This is a genomic window from Paenibacillus sp. Aloe-11, assembly GCF_000245715.1.
Lineage (GTDB): Bacteria > Bacillota > Bacilli > Paenibacillales > Paenibacillaceae > Paenibacillus > Paenibacillus kribbensis.
The window spans coordinates 288,443-304,756 of sequence record NZ_JH601054.1 but is presented as its reverse complement, the minus strand read 5'-3'; the positions used below and the strand labels follow the sequence as shown (position 1 = coordinate 304,756).

Genomic DNA, 16,314 nt, shown 5'->3' with positions numbered 1-16,314 from the left:
AAGTTGTTCAATAAATTTTTATTATTTATACCTGATTAGTCGGATTAAATTAAATTTATTGTACTCCCCTTCCCCGCTCGTTACAACTGTCATATTCATATTATGAAAAAGCTCCCCTCACAGTAGCAGGTTTTATTATTTCACCTGTCTACCGTAAGGGGAGCATATCAGGACTTTATTTCCTCGTCCATAACTGCCGCTGTTTCGATTTTGGGGATTAGTTTTTATACATATACTTCTTAGCTATTATTCCCGGCCAATGTCCGAATCAAATCTGATTCCTGCGTCCCGGTAATGACGGAAACGATGCTTTTCTGCAATGCAGCTGCATTTTGCGCCTGATACGGATCGGCATCAAATATAATCGCATCCGCAATATAACCTTCTGCAATATGTCCCAATTCGTTGCCACTTCCCAAAATATCAGCAGCGTTTTCTGTGGCGGCCTGCCACGCTTCTATCCGAGTCAAGCCATAATCCATCAACGTATCCAGCTCTTGAAGATTGTAACCATGAAGTGCAGGTGTGGCATAATCGGTACCGAATCCAAAGCGAACCCCTGCTCTCTTTGCATAGCTAATAGCTTTAGAGTGGGCTTCGGCAGCGCGAGCAGCCCGATCGCAAATAACCTGGTTCAGAGCCAGAACGCCTTTTGGATCTGCAGCAATGCGATATATTGATGTTGTAGGTACAAAGGCTATGCCAGATTGTGCAAGTCTGCCGGCCTGATCCTCGGTCAAGAACATTCCGTGCTCTACAGATTCCACGCCAGCATGGATGGACCAGTCCACCGTCACTCCGCCCCATGTATGAACCATGACCATTTTATGATGAGCATGCGCATTGCGAACAATGAACGAGAACTCTTCCTCCGAAAAAACGGGATCAAGCACTTTCTCAGTAGGTGATCCAAGACCGCCTGTTGCCATGATTTTGATCCAGCCTGCCCCTGTATCAAAAATTTCTGTCATTCGTTGTTCCAAATGCCTAAGACCGCGGGCATCCGCTGCACCAAGCATATCACTGCTGGTTTGTACTCTTAAAGGCTGTTGATAGTGCGAAACGAGATGCTGCACGGTGCTTGGCAGAATCCCGCCTGCATCACGCGCCGTCGTTACACCGGTCCGAAGGGTTGCCTCAAAGGCCTGTGCCTGCATTACTTCGATCTCTCCGCTGTCTCGTTTCAATTGATCAGCATGGTCAAAGTCCGTCCAGGCCAGATGTGTATGAAGATCAATAACCCCTGGACTTATCCATAGATCTTTGCTTGGATGAGTTGGCTGATCATTATACGGCTCCGACTCAACAATAGATGAAAACCGACCATTTTTAATCGAAATATCGAAACGTTTTCCATCAATACCTGCTATAAAAATATGATTGAATATTCTCGCTTGGGGATGCTTATTGATCATGTTCATTCCCCCAAATCAGCCGAATAGCCTCTATTGCATGATCAGGGTCTTGATTCAACAATTGGGCAAGTGCCGCAATGGCTTCTTCTACGCTTTGCTGGCAAGCGTTCGCTCCAAAATGGTTTATTCGCAGAAGATTGCCAAACAGTTCTCCGTCTCCAGGAGCTACGATACCAATAGGCTGATCAATACGCAAGTTCTGCTCTTGAGAAATCCGAACCGTCGTAGTCAGCGTTGAATAGTATTTGCTATCCTTCTGCCAAGGCTCAACACCCAAGGCCTTAATACCGGCAATGGTGGATGATGCAGCCAATTCATGACGCTTGATAACTTGTGCTAGTCCTTCTTCCTCAATTCGTGTCAATGCCGAGATCAGAGCTCTGGCCTCTAGGGTTGGAATGTTGGCGGGAACCCGTACCGACGCGGACCCATTTTGTGATGGTTTCATATCCAGTAAGGATAAAATGGAATTGCGCGGCGCATTTTCATTGGACTCAAGGAATTCCCAGCCGCGTGGTGAAATGTTTACGGCACTAACGCCATTAGGTCCAGCCAGGGCTTTTTGCGCACCCACAGCTACAAGATCAACTCCCCATTCATCAACTAGCAGGGCCTCTCCCCCGACCGCCGAAACGGAGTCCATCACAGTAATAAGGTTAAAGTCGTGTGCAATATTTAATATTTCTCTGGCAGGATTAGATCCACCTGTAACCACTTCAGCCTGAACAAAGGAAAGCGCGCACGGTTTATACCGTTCAATCGCTGCAGCGACCTCCTCCACAGTAACCACTTCATCAAAGGGGACCTTAACTTCAACCACCGTTGCCCCACCTCGTTCAAGCCATTTTCCAAATAAACTTCCATAGGGGCCTGTTACTACATTTAAAATCGTACGACCAGGTGAAGATATCCCGGCTGCCATCGCCTCGATGCCCAAGATCGCCTCACCAGGAATGATGACCGGAGGATATTGTGTAAACAAGAGCTTGGAGAGCAAGCTTGTAAGCGTATTGAACTCAGACAGTGAAAGCGGTACAAATCCTTTATGTTCCCGACTCATAAAAAACCTCCTGATGTATTTAATTTAGGCATTTTCGGAACAGCGGACAACAGCTCACGACTGTATGCAGTTTCAGGGTGAGCGAAGAATTGATCCTTTGGATTGATCTCAACAAGTTTTCCCTGCCGCATGACCGCTACCGTATCGCTAATTGCATGGATTACCCCCAGATCATGGGAGATGAACAGCATCGTAAGATGAAGCTCTGCCTTGAGCATGTTAAACAGTTCAAGCACACTCCGTTGTACGGAAACATCCAATGCGCTCGTCGGTTCATCCGCAATCAGAATACTCGGCTCAACGCTTAATGCACGTGCGATCGCTATCCTCTGGCGTTGACCGCCGGAGAATTCGTGAGGAAATCTGTCCAAAGCGCTCTCTGCAATGTGTACACGTGCCAAAAGCTCTTTACATCTCTTCTCGACCCCCGTGCGATCCACAATTTTATGAAACATCAGTGCTTCGGAAAGAATCTGCCTGATGGAATGTTTGGGATTCAACGATGCATCCGGATTTTGGAAGATCATTTGTATCATTTTGTGCTGCTCACGGCTTCTCTTTTTCTTCAATTCTTGTGAACCTAGCAGAATTTGCCCTTCATCAGGAGCGATCAATCCGGCAATGACCCGCGCCAAAGTGGATTTGCCCGAACCGGACTCGCCGACAAGACCAAGGGTAGTATGGTGCCGCAGATTCAGATTGATGCGATCCAGCGCAGTAACCCCGCTATAATGAACCGTGACATTTTTTACTTGCAAGGCTAACTCCATGAATGTTCGCTCCCTTCAAGCTTCGGCAAAGGAAGCACTGAGCTAATCAGCATCTGTGTATAAGGGTTTTTCGGATTTTGCAAAAGAGCAAGGGTATTGCCATGCTCAACAATCTGCCCCTCTTTCATCACATAGAGTTTTGAGCACATGGCAGCTGCAATTGCAAGATTATGCGTAACAAACACCATGGCAAAGCCCAGTTCATTTTGCAGACGAGTGACCGTTTCAAGAATATGCCGCTGAACGGTAACATCCAGCGCCGTTGTCGGCTCATCACAGAGAAGAATGCCCGGCTTGCAAGCCAGCGCCATTGCGATGACTACTCGTTGACACTGACCACCCGAAAGCTGGTTCGGATATCGATCTGATCTCTTTAAAGAATCGGGGAGACCGAGCATTTCGAGCAATTCCAGAGCTATCGCGCGAGAAGCCTTTCGGCTTACTCTTTGTCTGTAGTAAACGACTTCCGCAACCTGCTTGACAACCGGACAGAGTGGATCTAGCGCACCTCTTGGGTCTTGAAAAACCATTGCGCTGCTTATGTCACTCTTAATGCTTCCTCCTATCTGCTCAACTCCACGTGGAAGTAATCCAAGAATCGAACGCAGCGTAAGCGATTTTCCAGAACCCGATTCGCCTACTAACCCCAGACTCTCCCCTTTGCCTATTGAAAAGCTAACATTGCTGACTAATCTTTTATTTGACTTTGTTGCCAGCGTCAGTGCCTCTATTTCCAAAATCGGACTTGTAGAAATCATTTTTTCCTCCATATATCGGCCAACCCATCACCTACAAGTGACAAAGCAATTCCCGTGTAGACCACCGCAAATCCCGGAACTGCCGAGAGCCACCAAGCTGTAGTTATGAAGGATTGTCCATCCGAGATCATCGTGCCCCAGTCCGGGGTTGGCGGTGTAATGCCAATGCCAAGATAACCAAGCGTAACAATCGCCACAAGCAACCCAACCATATCCGTCATGAGGACTACAACTGCTTGAGGCAGTACATTAGGCAGGAGATGACGAAGGATAATTCTTACGCCAGGCAGTCCTAAAGTTTGAGCGGACGCTACCCAGTCTTGCTTTCGAAAAGATGCACTAAGACCTCTGACTACACGGGCAAATACAATCCAGCCTACAAGTATAAAAGTGATATAAATGCCCCGTTGACCGGCTCCGCTGGCAAAAGCCACGATAATAACGATCAGATAAAAAGGAAAAGCAATAAATGTATCCGTAAGCAGCGTAATGACAGTATCAATCCATTTCCCATAATACCCTGCAAGCATTCCCAGAAATACACCAGTGCAAAATGGAACAATTTCCGCCAGAACCATGATTTTCAAATCAGTTCGCGCAGCATAGATCAGTCTCGTAAACAAATCGCGTCCCAATTGATCTGTCCCCAGCCAATGTTCGGCAGACGGTGGCTGCAAAAAGACACTCAAATTTTGCTCGGAAGGATTATAAGGACTAATAAACGGTATGAACACAGCCAAGACAATAAGTACTGCAAACATGATACTTCCCACCAGAAGGGAAGGGGTAGTCCATATTCGATTTATGATGCTTGTCTTCTTACCGTACTCATGCAATTGAGGGGCTATTCTTGTATGTCTCATTATTTTCCTTTCGTTCTGGGATCAAGCCACCGCGAAATGATTTCAATGAGGAGGCTGATGATCACAACAGATATCGCACAGTAAAGTGCTATTCCTTGAATGACCGGAAAATCGCGTTTTGCAATTGAAGTAAACAGCAAACTACCAATTCCCTTGATGCCAAACACCTGTTCTACGACCAATGTACCACCGATAAGATAAGAAATATTTACGCCAAGCAGCATAAGAGTTGGAAGAGCAGAATTACGCAGCACATGCTTAAACAGAATTACCCTGCTGGGTATTCCCGCAGCCTTCAATGTGACTACAAAATCGGATTCCAATACTTCAAGCATCTGCGCTCTTAAAGAACGAACAAGCGTAGGAATCTGAGAAAATGCGACGGTAATTGCCGGAAGTGTGAGACTGTACAAGGTCCCAATCCACCCTTCGCCTACTCCTCCAACGGGGAACCAATGAAAACGGACACTTAGAACCAGAATCAAAAGTAAACCAACCCAAAAGATTGGCATACCTAGAGTTATTGTAGGAAGAATACGTATCAAATGATCCAGCAGCTTATCCTTATGTGTGGCTGCAATCGTAGCTAGCAGAAGTGCAATAATGATCGCCAAAACACAAGCCATCACAATGAACAGTAAAGTAATGGGAGCACGTTCGGCAATCAACTCTCTTGTAGAAGTACCCACAATAATTGAATTACCGGTATCTCCTTGTGTAAACAATGTCTTTACAAACCTGATGAATTGTTCCCATAAAGGGAGGTCCAACCCGAGAGTATGATGCATACTCTCGATGGCCTCAGGCGTGCTGTATTCTCCCAAAATCATTTTCGCGGGGTCCCCTGGCACGATTCTGATGATGAAAAAAACTGCAGTCATCACACAGAGGATTACTACCAATGCTCTTACAAGAGCTATCACAAGCCAACCGCATGTTGTATTGATTCCTGTTGGTTGATATAACGATTTAATGGATTTTATCATTTTTTAATTTGAACTTCTTCAAAGCGGACGCTGCCGTTGGGTAAAACAACGATGTTATTCACTGAAGAACGAACACCTTTCAAAATATCTGGATAATAAAGTGGAATGTACGGTACTTCATCTGCAAGAGTTTGCAGCAGCTTGGAGTAAATCTCCGCACGATCCTTACCATCCAACGTTTTTTGACCTTCATATAAAAGCTTGGTTACTTCATTATTCGTGTAATGCGTCCAGTACGATTTGCTGAAACCTTTCGGATCTGTTTGGAAAGCAATAATAGAGTTCGCATCGGGAGAATCGGCTTGACCACTGTTGAGCATTACCGCGAAATCATAGGCAAAGAAGCGTTCACGGAAAGTGGCCAATTCAATGGATTCAATCTCGATGTTGATACCGATCGCTTTACCCGCTGCCTGGATAATTTGCGCCTCTTGTGCTCTTGTGCTGTCTCCAGATGCCACAAGCAATTTTGTCGTGAATCCTTTCGGGAAGGCAGATTTGGCAAGCTCCTCCTTAGCTGCATTGATATCAAAGTTCAGTGCCTTGATCGTATCATTTGAATTATATGGAATAGCTGTTGGCAGTAATGAATTTGCAGTCTGTGCATAGCCAAAGGTAAGCGCCTTAGTCAAGCCTTCGCGATCGAGTGCCAGAGCCAAAGCACGACGGACATGCACATCAGAAAAATGCTTGTCCAGCGTATTGAAGAACAATTGCTCTGTCACCCAACTTCCATTGGTTACTACTGTAGTGTCAGCTCCTTGCTTAATCTCATTAGCATTTTGTAGAGCCAAAGACTCTACCGCATCAACTTCTCCCGCCTTAAGCTGGTTGATAGCTTGGCTGTCGTCTTCAATCAGCTTGTAAACAAGCTTGTCAATATATGGCTTACCTTCTTGCCAATAGTACGGATTCTTGGTGAAAGTCAGATCGCCCGCAGGGTCCCACTTTTCAACAACGAAAGGCCCCGTACCTACCGGTTTCTTGAAAAACTCTTTTTCGGAAACTCCACCGAAATTGTTCGGAAGAATACCGTTTGAGAAATTGGACAGTTCAGAAATAAACGGTGTATATGGCTCCTTAAGTTTAATAACAAGCGTTTTGCTATCCTTCGCTTTAATGGTATCGACCTTTGCCGCTATTGCCAGTGGACCACCAACCTTCAAATGACGCTGCAACGAGAAAATAGCATCCTCCACCGTAACATCAGTACCATTGGAAAACTTCAAGCCATCACGCAGCACAAACGTATACGTCAAGCCGTCATCACTGATGCTATGTGACTTGGCAAGCCAGTCCACAATTTTGCCTTTGCTATCGAAAGTAACCAAAGATTCAAATACTTTGTCAATGGCAAAGGCATTGTTCGACGTAATCTCATTATGTAAATCAAACGAGGTTACTGAAGCAGGCCGTCCATAGACGAAAGTGCCGTCCACTGCAGGTTTATCCGTATTTGCACTCTGATTCGCTCCTTGATTCGTGCTCTGCTGAGCGCCATTATTTTGATCAGGAACGTTCTTCGATCCGGAGCATCCCGCAACTAACACCAATAATAGAACTGCTAACGTTCCTACCCACAATGGCTTTCTTAATGATGCATTTAACTCTAGCACGTATAATCCTCCTTTTTCGCATAAAGCATATGCATTTAGTATGGATAGTATTATGATTTAATCCTCCCGGTCTGTCAAACAAAAAAACTTTATTATGACGGGCTAAAACTAATTTATTGTCAAGCTGACTCGATCTTGCCGACTGTATCATCGGACGGAGCTTTGTTTTGCTCTATCCGATAGTAATCTCTGAAACAAATAGATACATTAAAAGATGAACATATTGTAATCGTTCTGACATTGATTTTTCTATAAGACAGTTGTATTATCATAAATGCAAACTACAATTGTCTTATGGAAGGAGAGTGTTATGGATAAGCTGAACCTGGGCGATTCTGAGTTGAAGGTCATGTCTGTCCTCTGGCAGGAAGGCGATACAACAGCCAAGCATATCGCCGGTATTTTGTCCGACAGCTACGGCTGGAATGTAAATACGACATATACGCTCATTAAGCGCTGCATCAAAAAAGGAGCGATTCAACGCTCCGAACCGAACTTCATTTGCCATGCGCTGGTGTCTCAAGAGGAAGTGCAGAGAAAAAGCACAATGGATCTGGTGAACAAAATTTTCGACGGCTCCACCAACAAGCTATTCGCTTCGCTGCTCGGCAAAAAGGAACTTTCCAATGAGCAGATTGACCGGCTGAAAAAAATGGTAGACGAGTTGGATGAATGAGGTGCTTATGATGAACTGGCTGCAAATGGATATTTCCGCAGCTCTGATGATCGTTATTGTGGTCGGTGTGCGGGCATTGAACAAAAACACACTCCCCCGCTCTGCTTTTTTATGGCTGTGGGCGATCGTCTGGCTGCGACTCTGCATTCCTTTTTCCCTGCCTTCGGAATGGAATCTGTATTCGTTGTTGAATACAGCGGCCCATAAGCTGAGTGGTCCAACGAATATGGCAGCTACGGCAGTTCCTACTTCTCCGGTGGCTACCTGGACAGCGGCTTTATCGGATTCAACGCCTCCCCAACAAACATGGGGCGTACTGTCCGTACTGCCTTCCACTTTTCCGCAATCAGCACCTGACGCGTCGGCATGGCTGCTCGTCTGGCTGATAGGTGCAATCGGGCTCGTAGTGTTTTTCACCGTAGCGTATATCAGGTGGTATCGCCGTTTCCGCTTTGCCCGTCCGGTCAAGCATGAATTTGTAGATCGCTGGCTATCCCGCCATCGTCTGCTGCGGAGCATTCAGATCAGACAGACTGAGAAAATTGCTTCTCCACTTACATACGGGATTATTCGGCCTGTTATTTTAATGCCCGTAACAATAGATTGGAGCGATCACAAGCGACTGGAATATGTTCTGACTCATGAATACGTGCATATCCGCCGCTTCGACAGCGGTACGAAAATGTTGCTACTGCTGGCGTTCTGTCTACACTGGTACAACCCGTTTGTATGGCTGATGTATGTACTTGTTAACCGGGATATAGAGTTGTACTGTGATGAGGCGGTAATACGACGTCTTGGCTTTCAGCGGCGCTCCGATTATGCGCGCACCCTGATCCATATGGAAGAGCAAAAGCTGGCACTGCCATCCATGAACAATTATTTTAGCAAATTGGCGATTGAAGAAAGGATTGAATCCATTATGAAAATGAAAAAAACAACAGTCGCAGGTGCACTATCTGCTTGCCTGCTTATCGGAAGTCTAGCGACTGTACTAGCAACCTCTCCTGCCAGCGCTTCTATCGCGGCCTCGCATGCTGGTTCTGCTACGTTAACGAAACATGCGAATGAATATCGTGCCGGAGAAACCTGGAAAGTAAACAACGAATGGGAATTTACTGTCAATTCGGTTCGCGAGACCACACTCGAGGGCAACACGATAGATGGTAACCGACCGGCCAAGCAGGTGCTAATCGTGAACTACAGCTACAAGAACATTCGTCCAGCTGGCGGCGAGCCACTCGCGTTCTCCAAGGCTCATTTTTGGATGACAGATGCACATGATCCGGAAAATAATAGTGCAGACGGCTCGCATTACACCCTATTCGTGCCTGGTATGGATCGCATCGGGGTTGTAAATCCGGGCCAAAGTGTACAGGGTGCAGAATGGGTTTACGCTTTTTATGACAAAAAGACCGATAAGGTTGAATTCAACGTTGGTGCCTACGACTCGCATGAGAAGCTGCATGAAACCAAATTTATTGTGCCTGTAGAAGCACATAAGGCAGCGAAGTAAAAGAGCATTGTCCAAATATGCAGGAATGCTGTTAACCCTATATATGAGTAAGAATAAATAATGAAACACTGACCTTGCTGCTAATCTGCGGTCGCCTTAAACGTACATGTTAATAGCGATCGCAGGTTTTGTTATTCAGTCTATATGTTCTGCTTGGATATCGCCCCGAAATATTCTACAACTACCTCACGGAATTCCAGAGCAGCCCGTGAAATGTACCGACTCCTGTGCCATAATAAAGCTATCTCACGTACCAATTTGTGATTCTCTACTTGGAGATATTTGAGATGTTCCCGTGAATTTCTTGCCGTGCTTGGTATGAAGGCTATACCAATTTCGGCTTCCACAAGAGTACTAAGCCTTGCAGGTTCATCCCCCTCATACACATATTTAGGCACAAAACCATCCGATTTGCATACAGAGTCCACTAAATCACGAGTACCGTAGCCTCTCTTTACACCGACAAACCATTCATCCCTCAGCTCTGCCAAGGATACGCTGCTTCGATCTGCCAGCCGATGTCCCTTGGGAACAGCTACAAGGATTGGGTCGATAAACACGATTTGACATTCGATCTCATCCCCCTCTATAGGCGGTGACGACAAGCAAAAATCGACCTCTCCTCTATGAAGAAGCGTAACCATTTCTTGCGTGGTCAGCATTTGCACATGAAATTGAATATAGGGTCGCTTTTTCCGAAACTCTCGAAGGATATTTGGTAATGTGCTTGCGGTGGTCACCGCCAATTCGAGTGTGCCATGTTCCGGGCTTGATAAATCGCTAAGTTCCTGTTTCCCCTGTTCCAATTCAAACAAAGCCCTCTCTGCACGGTGAAGAAATCTGCTTCCGAACTCATTCAATCGCAGTTTCCTCCCTGTTCGATCGAATAAAGGGACCCCCAGATCTTCCTCCAGGCGTTGAATTGTTTTGCTCAGCGACGATTGAGTAACGTGCAGACTTCGTGCAGCTTCGGTTACATGTTCCAAACGAGCTACCGCGAGAAAATATTGCAGTTGAAGAAGCTCCATTTCAAACCTCCATTCATTCCCTCAAGTCAATGAGATTATAACATCAAATGCGTTGGAATAAATAATCGATTTCAAGTACGATGACATTAATTCGCTTTGGGGGGACCAAAAATGAGTGTTCGCAGCTGGTGGTTAATGATTTCAGTTGGTCTAGGGATACTATTGAACCCATTAAATTCTTCGATGGTTTCTGTTGCTATTCCAAGTCTGCAAAATATGTTCCAACTTGACTTTACAGGTGTTTCCTGGGTTATTTTTTCTTTCTACATTGCAAGTAGCATCGCTCAACCTGTCATGGGAAAGGCCAGTGATTTATTCGGTCGCAGGAAGATATTTCTTACCGGGCTTGTTATAGCCTTCATTGCATCATTATTAGCTCCATTATCACCAAACTTCGGGTGGCTCATCGTGTTCCGCATTGTGCAATCCATCGGAACAAGCATGATGGTAGGGGTTGGAATGGCCATTGTTCGAATCCATATTACAGAGAAACAAGCGACTGCGCTGTCTGTTTTGTCCATATTCCTGTCAGGAGCGGCAGCAATTGGACCCTTTATTGGCGGGGTTTTGATTCATTGGTGGGATTGGCCTGCTATCTTTTTCGTCAATATTCCGTTTGTGTTGGCTAGCTTTCTATTGGCTTGGAGGACTATTCCTAAGGACGAACCGCCAATATCCGTTGCACGCAACATGTCCTTTCGTAAATGGTTTGATTTGATTGATGCATCAGGGATTCTGCTCTTCACATTGGGTCTGGTTGCCCTGCTCGTTGGATTACTCTCGGCAAAATCATCTGGGCATATCTCATTAGAAAATGTCATTGTCGGGCTGATAGGCCTCGTTGCGCTGGGGGCATTCGTACGATATGAGTTAAAAGCGACGACACCCTTTATTCCTTTACGCACATTCGCCAAATATCCTACGATGACTTGGGTTAATGTCGAATTCATGCTCGTTAACGTACTTTATTACTCGCTCTTTTTCGGGGTTCCATCCTACTTGCAAATAGCACGTCATGTCAGCGAGTTCCAAACAGGGCTTCTCATGCTAAGCTTAGGCTTGTGCTCGCTCGCTACTTCTCCAATAGCAGGACGATGGATCGATAAATCAGGACCCAGACCGGCATTGCTAATGTCCGCAATTCTGATGACATTGGGGTCGGTGTGGCTCGTGACATTGAGTCAAACTTCACCGGTTATCAGCGTGTGTTTGGCTCTGGCTGCATTCGGTATTAGCAACGGGTTGAACAATGTAGGTATGCAAGCAGCCATGTTCCAAAGTTCTCCAAAAGAAATAATCGGTGTAGCATCCGGATTATTTAATACATCAAGATACCTGGGAACCATCCTCTCTTCATTGTTGATAGGTATCGTAATGGGAGGTAAGTTCAGCTTCGAGGGATTTCAAGTGCTTGGGATTATCCTCACGGTAATTGCATTGTCTTTGGTATTCATGAGTTGGCGACGCCGGGAGTCAGGACAATTGCAAGAGTCGTAGGTTTCACCAAGTTCAAATCTGCAAATCATTGCGTGGTACGAATCATCATGCATCAAATGTCATTGGTTTGGCCAATCCTGATTCTGATATTCAAGCCGCTGATTTCCACATATCTTCTAATCAGCGGCCTAAAAATTCAACTTTTTAACATAGTCATCAACTGACTTTCGAATTTATTTGTTTTCCAGACTCGGATTATCAAATACTAACAAGCCTTTTGACAAGAGCATTTGCTTGCTTGATGGTTTGTTTGACAACTGCAGCGGCAGAGTAGTCGTTGGCTAACCTAAGACCCTGACCCGCCCAAAATGACATATACTCGGGGTTATTCGCTTTTGCAGCTGCCTGACGAATGTCTTGAGTCATTGCGTTTTGAATTGGGAAAGCAGGGATTGCTCCAGGATACTCACGCATGTCATTCATAAATTTAGTTTGGATGCCTCTTGCTGCTTTGCCCGAATATGCGCGTGTAATTTCAGTGGAGTCCTCATTTGCTGAAAGGATCTTCTGTTTGTGCGTTTCATGGGCACCACTCTCAGGGCATGCAAGAAACGCAGTGCCCATCTGTACAGCACCGGCCCCTAATGCGAGGCTTGCTGCAAGGCCCCGACCATCCATGATGCCCCCCGATGCGATGACCGGAATCGACACATGATCTGAAATCTGCGGAACAAGAGCCATGGTGCCTATCAGAGTGTCGGAAACGTTCTTCAAGAATGTGCCACGGTGTCCCCCTGCTTCACATCCCTGGGCCACAATTGCGTCTATGCCAGCTGCCTCCAAATGTTTAGCTTCTTCAACCTCCTGTTATTGAATATTAGATAGAAAGCTGACCCTGCTCTTGTCGCTAGTTCACTCCATCGAATTGATTTTTGCAACAACTTTCCCTGTTATTTTTCCTTCTTTTAGTTTAACTAAATAATCAGGAATTTCTTCCATAGAGATGACCGTCAATGCTGGAGGTGCAATTTTCTTTTCAACTAATAATCGAGCGAATTCATCTCCTATTACTGCCAAATTAGATTGTGCTGTGTAATCCCCTTCTGTGTGAGCTCCCCCAAGAGCAATTTCATGCAGTGACATGCCCTTTTCGTAAAACCGAAGTCGATTAAATTCAGGAAAACCAGCTGTGACTACAATTTCACCACCAAAGGCAAGCACATCAATATCTCTAGTAGCACTTGCCGAGCTAATGGTATTCAGTACGTAGTCAACGCCTCTTTCGTTTGTCAACTTGGCAATCACTGCATACACATCTTCTTTTGTATAATCAATTGCTTCATCTGCACCAAGACTTTTTACATATTCTATGTCTCTTCCTTGGCAAGTCGAGTATACCGTTAAGCCGCATAATTTAGCCAACTGAACAGCATATCCCCCAACACCACCTGCTCCTCCGTGTATCAGTATCGTATTTCCTGCTTTCGGTCTGAGTTTTTGAATGATTGCCTGATATGCTGTAAAGCCTGCCCCGGGAGCTACGGCAGCTACCTCGAAAGGAATGGCCTCAGGCAGCTTGCTTGCTGTATGAGCTGTCGTACAGGCATACTCCGCAAATCCTCCATCCAAATTTGTTATGCTGCGGAGATAGTATACACGATCACCAACCTTAAAGTTGTTAACCTCGCTTCCAACCGCATCCACAATCCCGGCAACATCTAATCCAAGCACTCTCTGCCTTTCACTTGCTAGGCCGGTATAAGCTGCAACCTGATAATCTGAAGGATTTAAACCAGATGCAAAAACCTTTACTCTAATTTCATTTTCTTTTGGCATGGGCATCTCTCTATCCTGTACAATCGTAAGACTTTCTATTTTCCCCTGTTCTTCTAAAACAAGTGCTTTCATAAGAATACTACCTCCTGAATTGATCTGTGGCATCGGTACCTGCTACGTGGAGCTTCTTTTCTATTTGACATTTATCTTAAGAATAAATAGAATACACATGTGTTTCCGTTACAATTGTAATGTCGGTAATTTCAGACGTCAATCGGATAGGACACGGACTAAACAAAACAGGAGGAATTGTAATGTCTGAAAACAAAATGACAGAAATGCAGCGATTAGAGATCCTACGCTTGTCTAACGCAGAATCCAACCGCATCACTAAAACGTGTATTGAATCGGCTATGATTTTATTAATGAAGGACAAATGCTTCCATGATATATCGATTACAGATATTGTAAAACGGGCTGGTGTGTCTCGAACTGCCTACTACCGCAACTACGACTCTAAAGAGGATATATTGCGAAGCGTAATGAAGGAAATCGTGGATAAAGTCATAGTTGCCATGAATCTGCGTCTTCCAATAAGTAACACATATGAATACTGGTACTCCTTATTCCTCATGCTAAAACAACATGCTGATAGTTTACAAATACTTCTAATGGCGAATTTTGGAGATGCAATACTAAACGAAATCCACAGAATAATGCAGAGTTCTGTATCCAAAAATAGTATCCAGGAAAATTACAAATCTTATTTTTGGAGTGGTGCCATTTACAGTGTAGCAGCGAGTTGGATTCGAGAGGGTATGCAGCAGACGGTCGAAGAAATGGCGAAGATTTGCTATCAAATCATAGATCGCATGAATGAGGATTGTCATAGCACTCAAAAAGAATAGGCCGATAAGCCAGACAACTCTTTGACCATTACCTTTTCTCCGTTTATATCTAGCTCTCCATTAAAACGAAAACCAAACTTTTGGTATAAATACAAGGCTCGGTGATTGTCTTCATAAAGACTTAGATAGATCTCTTTACAATGGTATAAATTGACAAGATGTTCGATAAGTGCTGTAAGCATCATTTTCCCAAGTCCCTGTCCTTGGAAATTCTCGTCAATCATGAATCGATCCAACCATACTCGGCCGCTATGACCTTCTCCAGGAAAGAATCCATACATGGCAAACCCAATCAAAACATGTTCCCAATAAAGTCCTGCTGGTCGGTAGAAAGTGCAATCTTTAGCATCTTCCAAACTTTGTTCTGAAGCTTCAATATATGATCTTTGATGATCGCTTACACGCAAAGACAATATTTCTTTCACATTTTCCTTAGTCACTTCTCTAATAGAGACTGTCATCATATCAACCTTTTCCTGTACATAATTTATGATTCCTAATTTCTACTGCAATAAAGTTAAGCAGATGGTCACAGCAGTAGCCAGCACAACAAGGTCTTCTCTCCCTTGCTTTGGCTCATTACTATTCATACAATAAGGTATACCGTAACCAGATAGTCAAGTGAGGATGAAATGATGAAAAAAAATTCGGAGACGTATTTTACAACAGGACAATTTGCTAAAATATGCAAGGTAAATAAGAGGACTTTATTTCATTATGATGAGATTGGGCTATTCCAACCTGCTTTTATAGATGAAAACGGGTATCGTTATTATTCTTATCATCAATTTGATTTATTTTCCATTATTACTGTTTTAAAGAAATTAAACGTCCCTTTAAAAGAAATCAAGACGTATCTTGATGAGAGAACTCCAGAACGAATATTGGATTTGTCGAAACACAAAATATCAGAAGTGGATAAAGAAATCGATAAAATGATTAAAATTAAGCACATATTGGAAGAAACCATTGTCTATACGCACAAGGGATTAAACTCTACAAGTAGTGAAATTAAATTGGAAGAGCATGAAGAGGAAAGAATAATTCGAAGCACTTCATTGGAAGAAAACAATATAAAGGATTACGCTGAATGGATGATGAATTTCAAAAAATTTGAACATAGCACACAATCTGTTGGAGCATCTTTTGTTGGGTCTATGTTGGATAAAGAAGCTATTTTAGCGGGTAAATATGCCTCAAAGTCGTATCTTTTTGTAAAAACAAACAATAGAAATAACACACATTTTTCAAATTTCATAAAACCAAAGGGGTTATACGCTGTTGCATATCATCATGGAAGCTATGAAAAGATCGGCAGAACCTATGAGAGACTAATTCAGTATATTGAAAAGGAAAATTTTCTTATTCAGGAATTTGCTTATGAGGAATATCTTATCGATGAAGTTGGTGCAAAAGATGAGAGTGAATATGTTACTCAAATTACGGTTGGGTTAAAGAGTAAAAATTTATAGTTGTTGAAAAAAAAGAAATAACGCTCCAGGTTG

The 16,314-nt window shown here is 44.1% G+C and carries 15 protein-coding genes and 1 pseudogene; 5 read left to right on the top strand and 11 right to left on the bottom strand.

Features of this window, described 5'->3' with window-relative positions; translation table 11 throughout:
• Positions 1 to 239: 239 nt before the first annotated feature.
• Genes WG8_RS12410 through WG8_RS12380 form a run of 7 tightly spaced genes read right to left on the bottom strand, consistent with a single transcriptional unit; the run spans position 240 to position 7,468 of the window.
• Positions 240 to 1,415, bottom strand: a complete 1,176-nt coding sequence (locus WG8_RS12410) for an amidohydrolase family protein (protein ID WP_007430527.1) — start codon at positions 1,413 to 1,415, stop codon at positions 240 to 242.
• Positions 1,405 to 2,475 (bottom strand): pyridoxal-phosphate-dependent aminotransferase family protein, encoded by a 1,071-nt coding sequence (locus WG8_RS12405; RefSeq protein WP_007430526.1) that lies wholly within the window; start codon positions 2,473 to 2,475, stop codon positions 1,405 to 1,407. The genes WG8_RS12410 and WG8_RS12405 overlap by 11 nt, the downstream gene beginning before the upstream one ends.
• Positions 2,472 to 3,245, bottom strand: coding sequence for an ABC transporter ATP-binding protein (locus WG8_RS12400; RefSeq protein ID WP_007430525.1), 774 nt, complete (start codon positions 3,243 to 3,245; stop codon positions 2,472 to 2,474). The genes WG8_RS12405 and WG8_RS12400 overlap by 4 nt, the downstream gene beginning before the upstream one ends.
• Positions 3,236 to 4,003 carry an ABC transporter ATP-binding protein gene (locus WG8_RS12395; RefSeq protein ID WP_043891013.1) on the bottom strand — a complete coding sequence of 256 codons (768 nt, stop codon included), beginning with the start codon at positions 4,001 to 4,003 and terminating at the stop codon, positions 3,236 to 3,238. The genes WG8_RS12400 and WG8_RS12395 overlap by 10 nt, the downstream gene beginning before the upstream one ends.
• The gene (locus WG8_RS12390) at positions 4,000 to 4,866 is read right to left on the bottom strand and encodes an ABC transporter permease (RefSeq protein ID WP_157136320.1); all 867 of its coding nucleotides are present in this window, start codon (positions 4,864 to 4,866) and stop codon (positions 4,000 to 4,002) included. Before WG8_RS12390 ends, WG8_RS12395 begins: the two co-directional genes overlap by 4 nt.
• Positions 4,866 to 5,852 carry an ABC transporter permease gene (locus tag WG8_RS12385; protein ID WP_232289094.1) on the bottom strand — a complete coding sequence of 329 codons (987 nt, stop codon included), beginning with the start codon at positions 5,850 to 5,852 and terminating at the stop codon, positions 4,866 to 4,868. Before WG8_RS12385 ends, WG8_RS12390 begins: the two co-directional genes overlap by 1 nt.
• A complete protein-coding gene (locus tag WG8_RS12380) occupies positions 5,849 to 7,468 on the bottom strand; it encodes an ABC transporter substrate-binding protein (protein ID WP_007430521.1) in 1,620 nt (539 codons plus the stop codon). Before WG8_RS12380 ends, WG8_RS12385 begins: the two co-directional genes overlap by 4 nt.
• 310 nt (positions 7,469 to 7,778) lie before the next feature.
• Here WG8_RS12380 and WG8_RS12375 point away from each other — a divergent pair, with 310 nt between their 5' ends.
• Positions 7,779 to 8,144: a BlaI/MecI/CopY family transcriptional regulator gene (locus WG8_RS12375; RefSeq protein WP_007430520.1), complete on the top strand. Its 366-nt coding sequence runs from the start codon at positions 7,779 to 7,781 to the stop codon at positions 8,142 to 8,144.
• A complete protein-coding gene (locus WG8_RS25980) occupies positions 8,137 to 9,660 on the top strand; it encodes a M56 family metallopeptidase (protein ID WP_007430519.1) in 1,524 nt (507 codons plus the stop codon). Before WG8_RS12375 ends, WG8_RS25980 begins: the two co-directional genes overlap by 8 nt.
• A gap of 140 nt (positions 9,661 to 9,800) precedes the next feature.
• On the opposite strand, the gene WG8_RS12365 is transcribed toward WG8_RS25980, so the two are convergent.
• Positions 9,801 to 10,688 (bottom strand): LysR family transcriptional regulator, encoded by an 888-nt coding sequence (locus WG8_RS12365; RefSeq protein ID WP_007430518.1) that lies wholly within the window; start codon positions 10,686 to 10,688, stop codon positions 9,801 to 9,803.
• A gap of 111 nt (positions 10,689 to 10,799) precedes the next feature.
• Between WG8_RS12365 and WG8_RS12360 the strand changes: the two genes are divergently transcribed.
• Positions 10,800 to 12,185 carry an MFS transporter gene (locus WG8_RS12360; RefSeq protein ID WP_007430517.1) on the top strand — a complete coding sequence of 462 codons (1,386 nt, stop codon included), beginning with the start codon at positions 10,800 to 10,802 and terminating at the stop codon, positions 12,183 to 12,185.
• Positions 12,186 to 12,383: 198 nt separating this feature from the next.
• Here the strand turns inward: WG8_RS12360 and WG8_RS12355 are convergent.
• Both WG8_RS12355 and WG8_RS12350 read right to left on the bottom strand, forming a co-directional pair.
• Positions 12,384 to 12,986 (bottom strand): annotated as a pseudogene (locus tag WG8_RS12355) (NAD(P)H-dependent flavin oxidoreductase); the annotation flags it as partial.
• Between the two features lie 51 nt (positions 12,987 to 13,037).
• Positions 13,038 to 14,033 carry a zinc-binding dehydrogenase gene (locus tag WG8_RS12350; protein ID WP_007430515.1) on the bottom strand — a complete coding sequence of 332 codons (996 nt, stop codon included), beginning with the start codon at positions 14,031 to 14,033 and terminating at the stop codon, positions 13,038 to 13,040.
• A 182-nt stretch (positions 14,034 to 14,215) separates the two neighbouring features.
• Here WG8_RS12350 and WG8_RS12345 point away from each other — a divergent pair, with 182 nt between their 5' ends.
• On the top strand, positions 14,216 to 14,809 hold the full coding sequence (locus WG8_RS12345; protein ID WP_007430514.1) for a TetR/AcrR family transcriptional regulator: 594 nt from the start codon (positions 14,216 to 14,218) through the stop codon (positions 14,807 to 14,809).
• On the opposite strand, the gene WG8_RS12340 is transcribed toward WG8_RS12345, so the two are convergent.
• Positions 14,797 to 15,270 (bottom strand): GNAT family N-acetyltransferase, encoded by a 474-nt coding sequence (locus WG8_RS12340; protein ID WP_043891034.1) that lies wholly within the window; start codon positions 15,268 to 15,270, stop codon positions 14,797 to 14,799. The genes WG8_RS12345 and WG8_RS12340 overlap by 13 nt on opposite strands.
• A gap of 171 nt (positions 15,271 to 15,441) precedes the next feature.
• Here WG8_RS12340 and WG8_RS12335 point away from each other — a divergent pair, with 171 nt between their 5' ends.
• Entirely contained in the window at positions 15,442 to 16,281 is an 840-nt protein-coding gene (locus WG8_RS12335; RefSeq protein ID WP_232289093.1) for a MerR family transcriptional regulator, read from the top strand.
• Positions 16,282 to 16,314 lie beyond the last annotated feature (33 nt).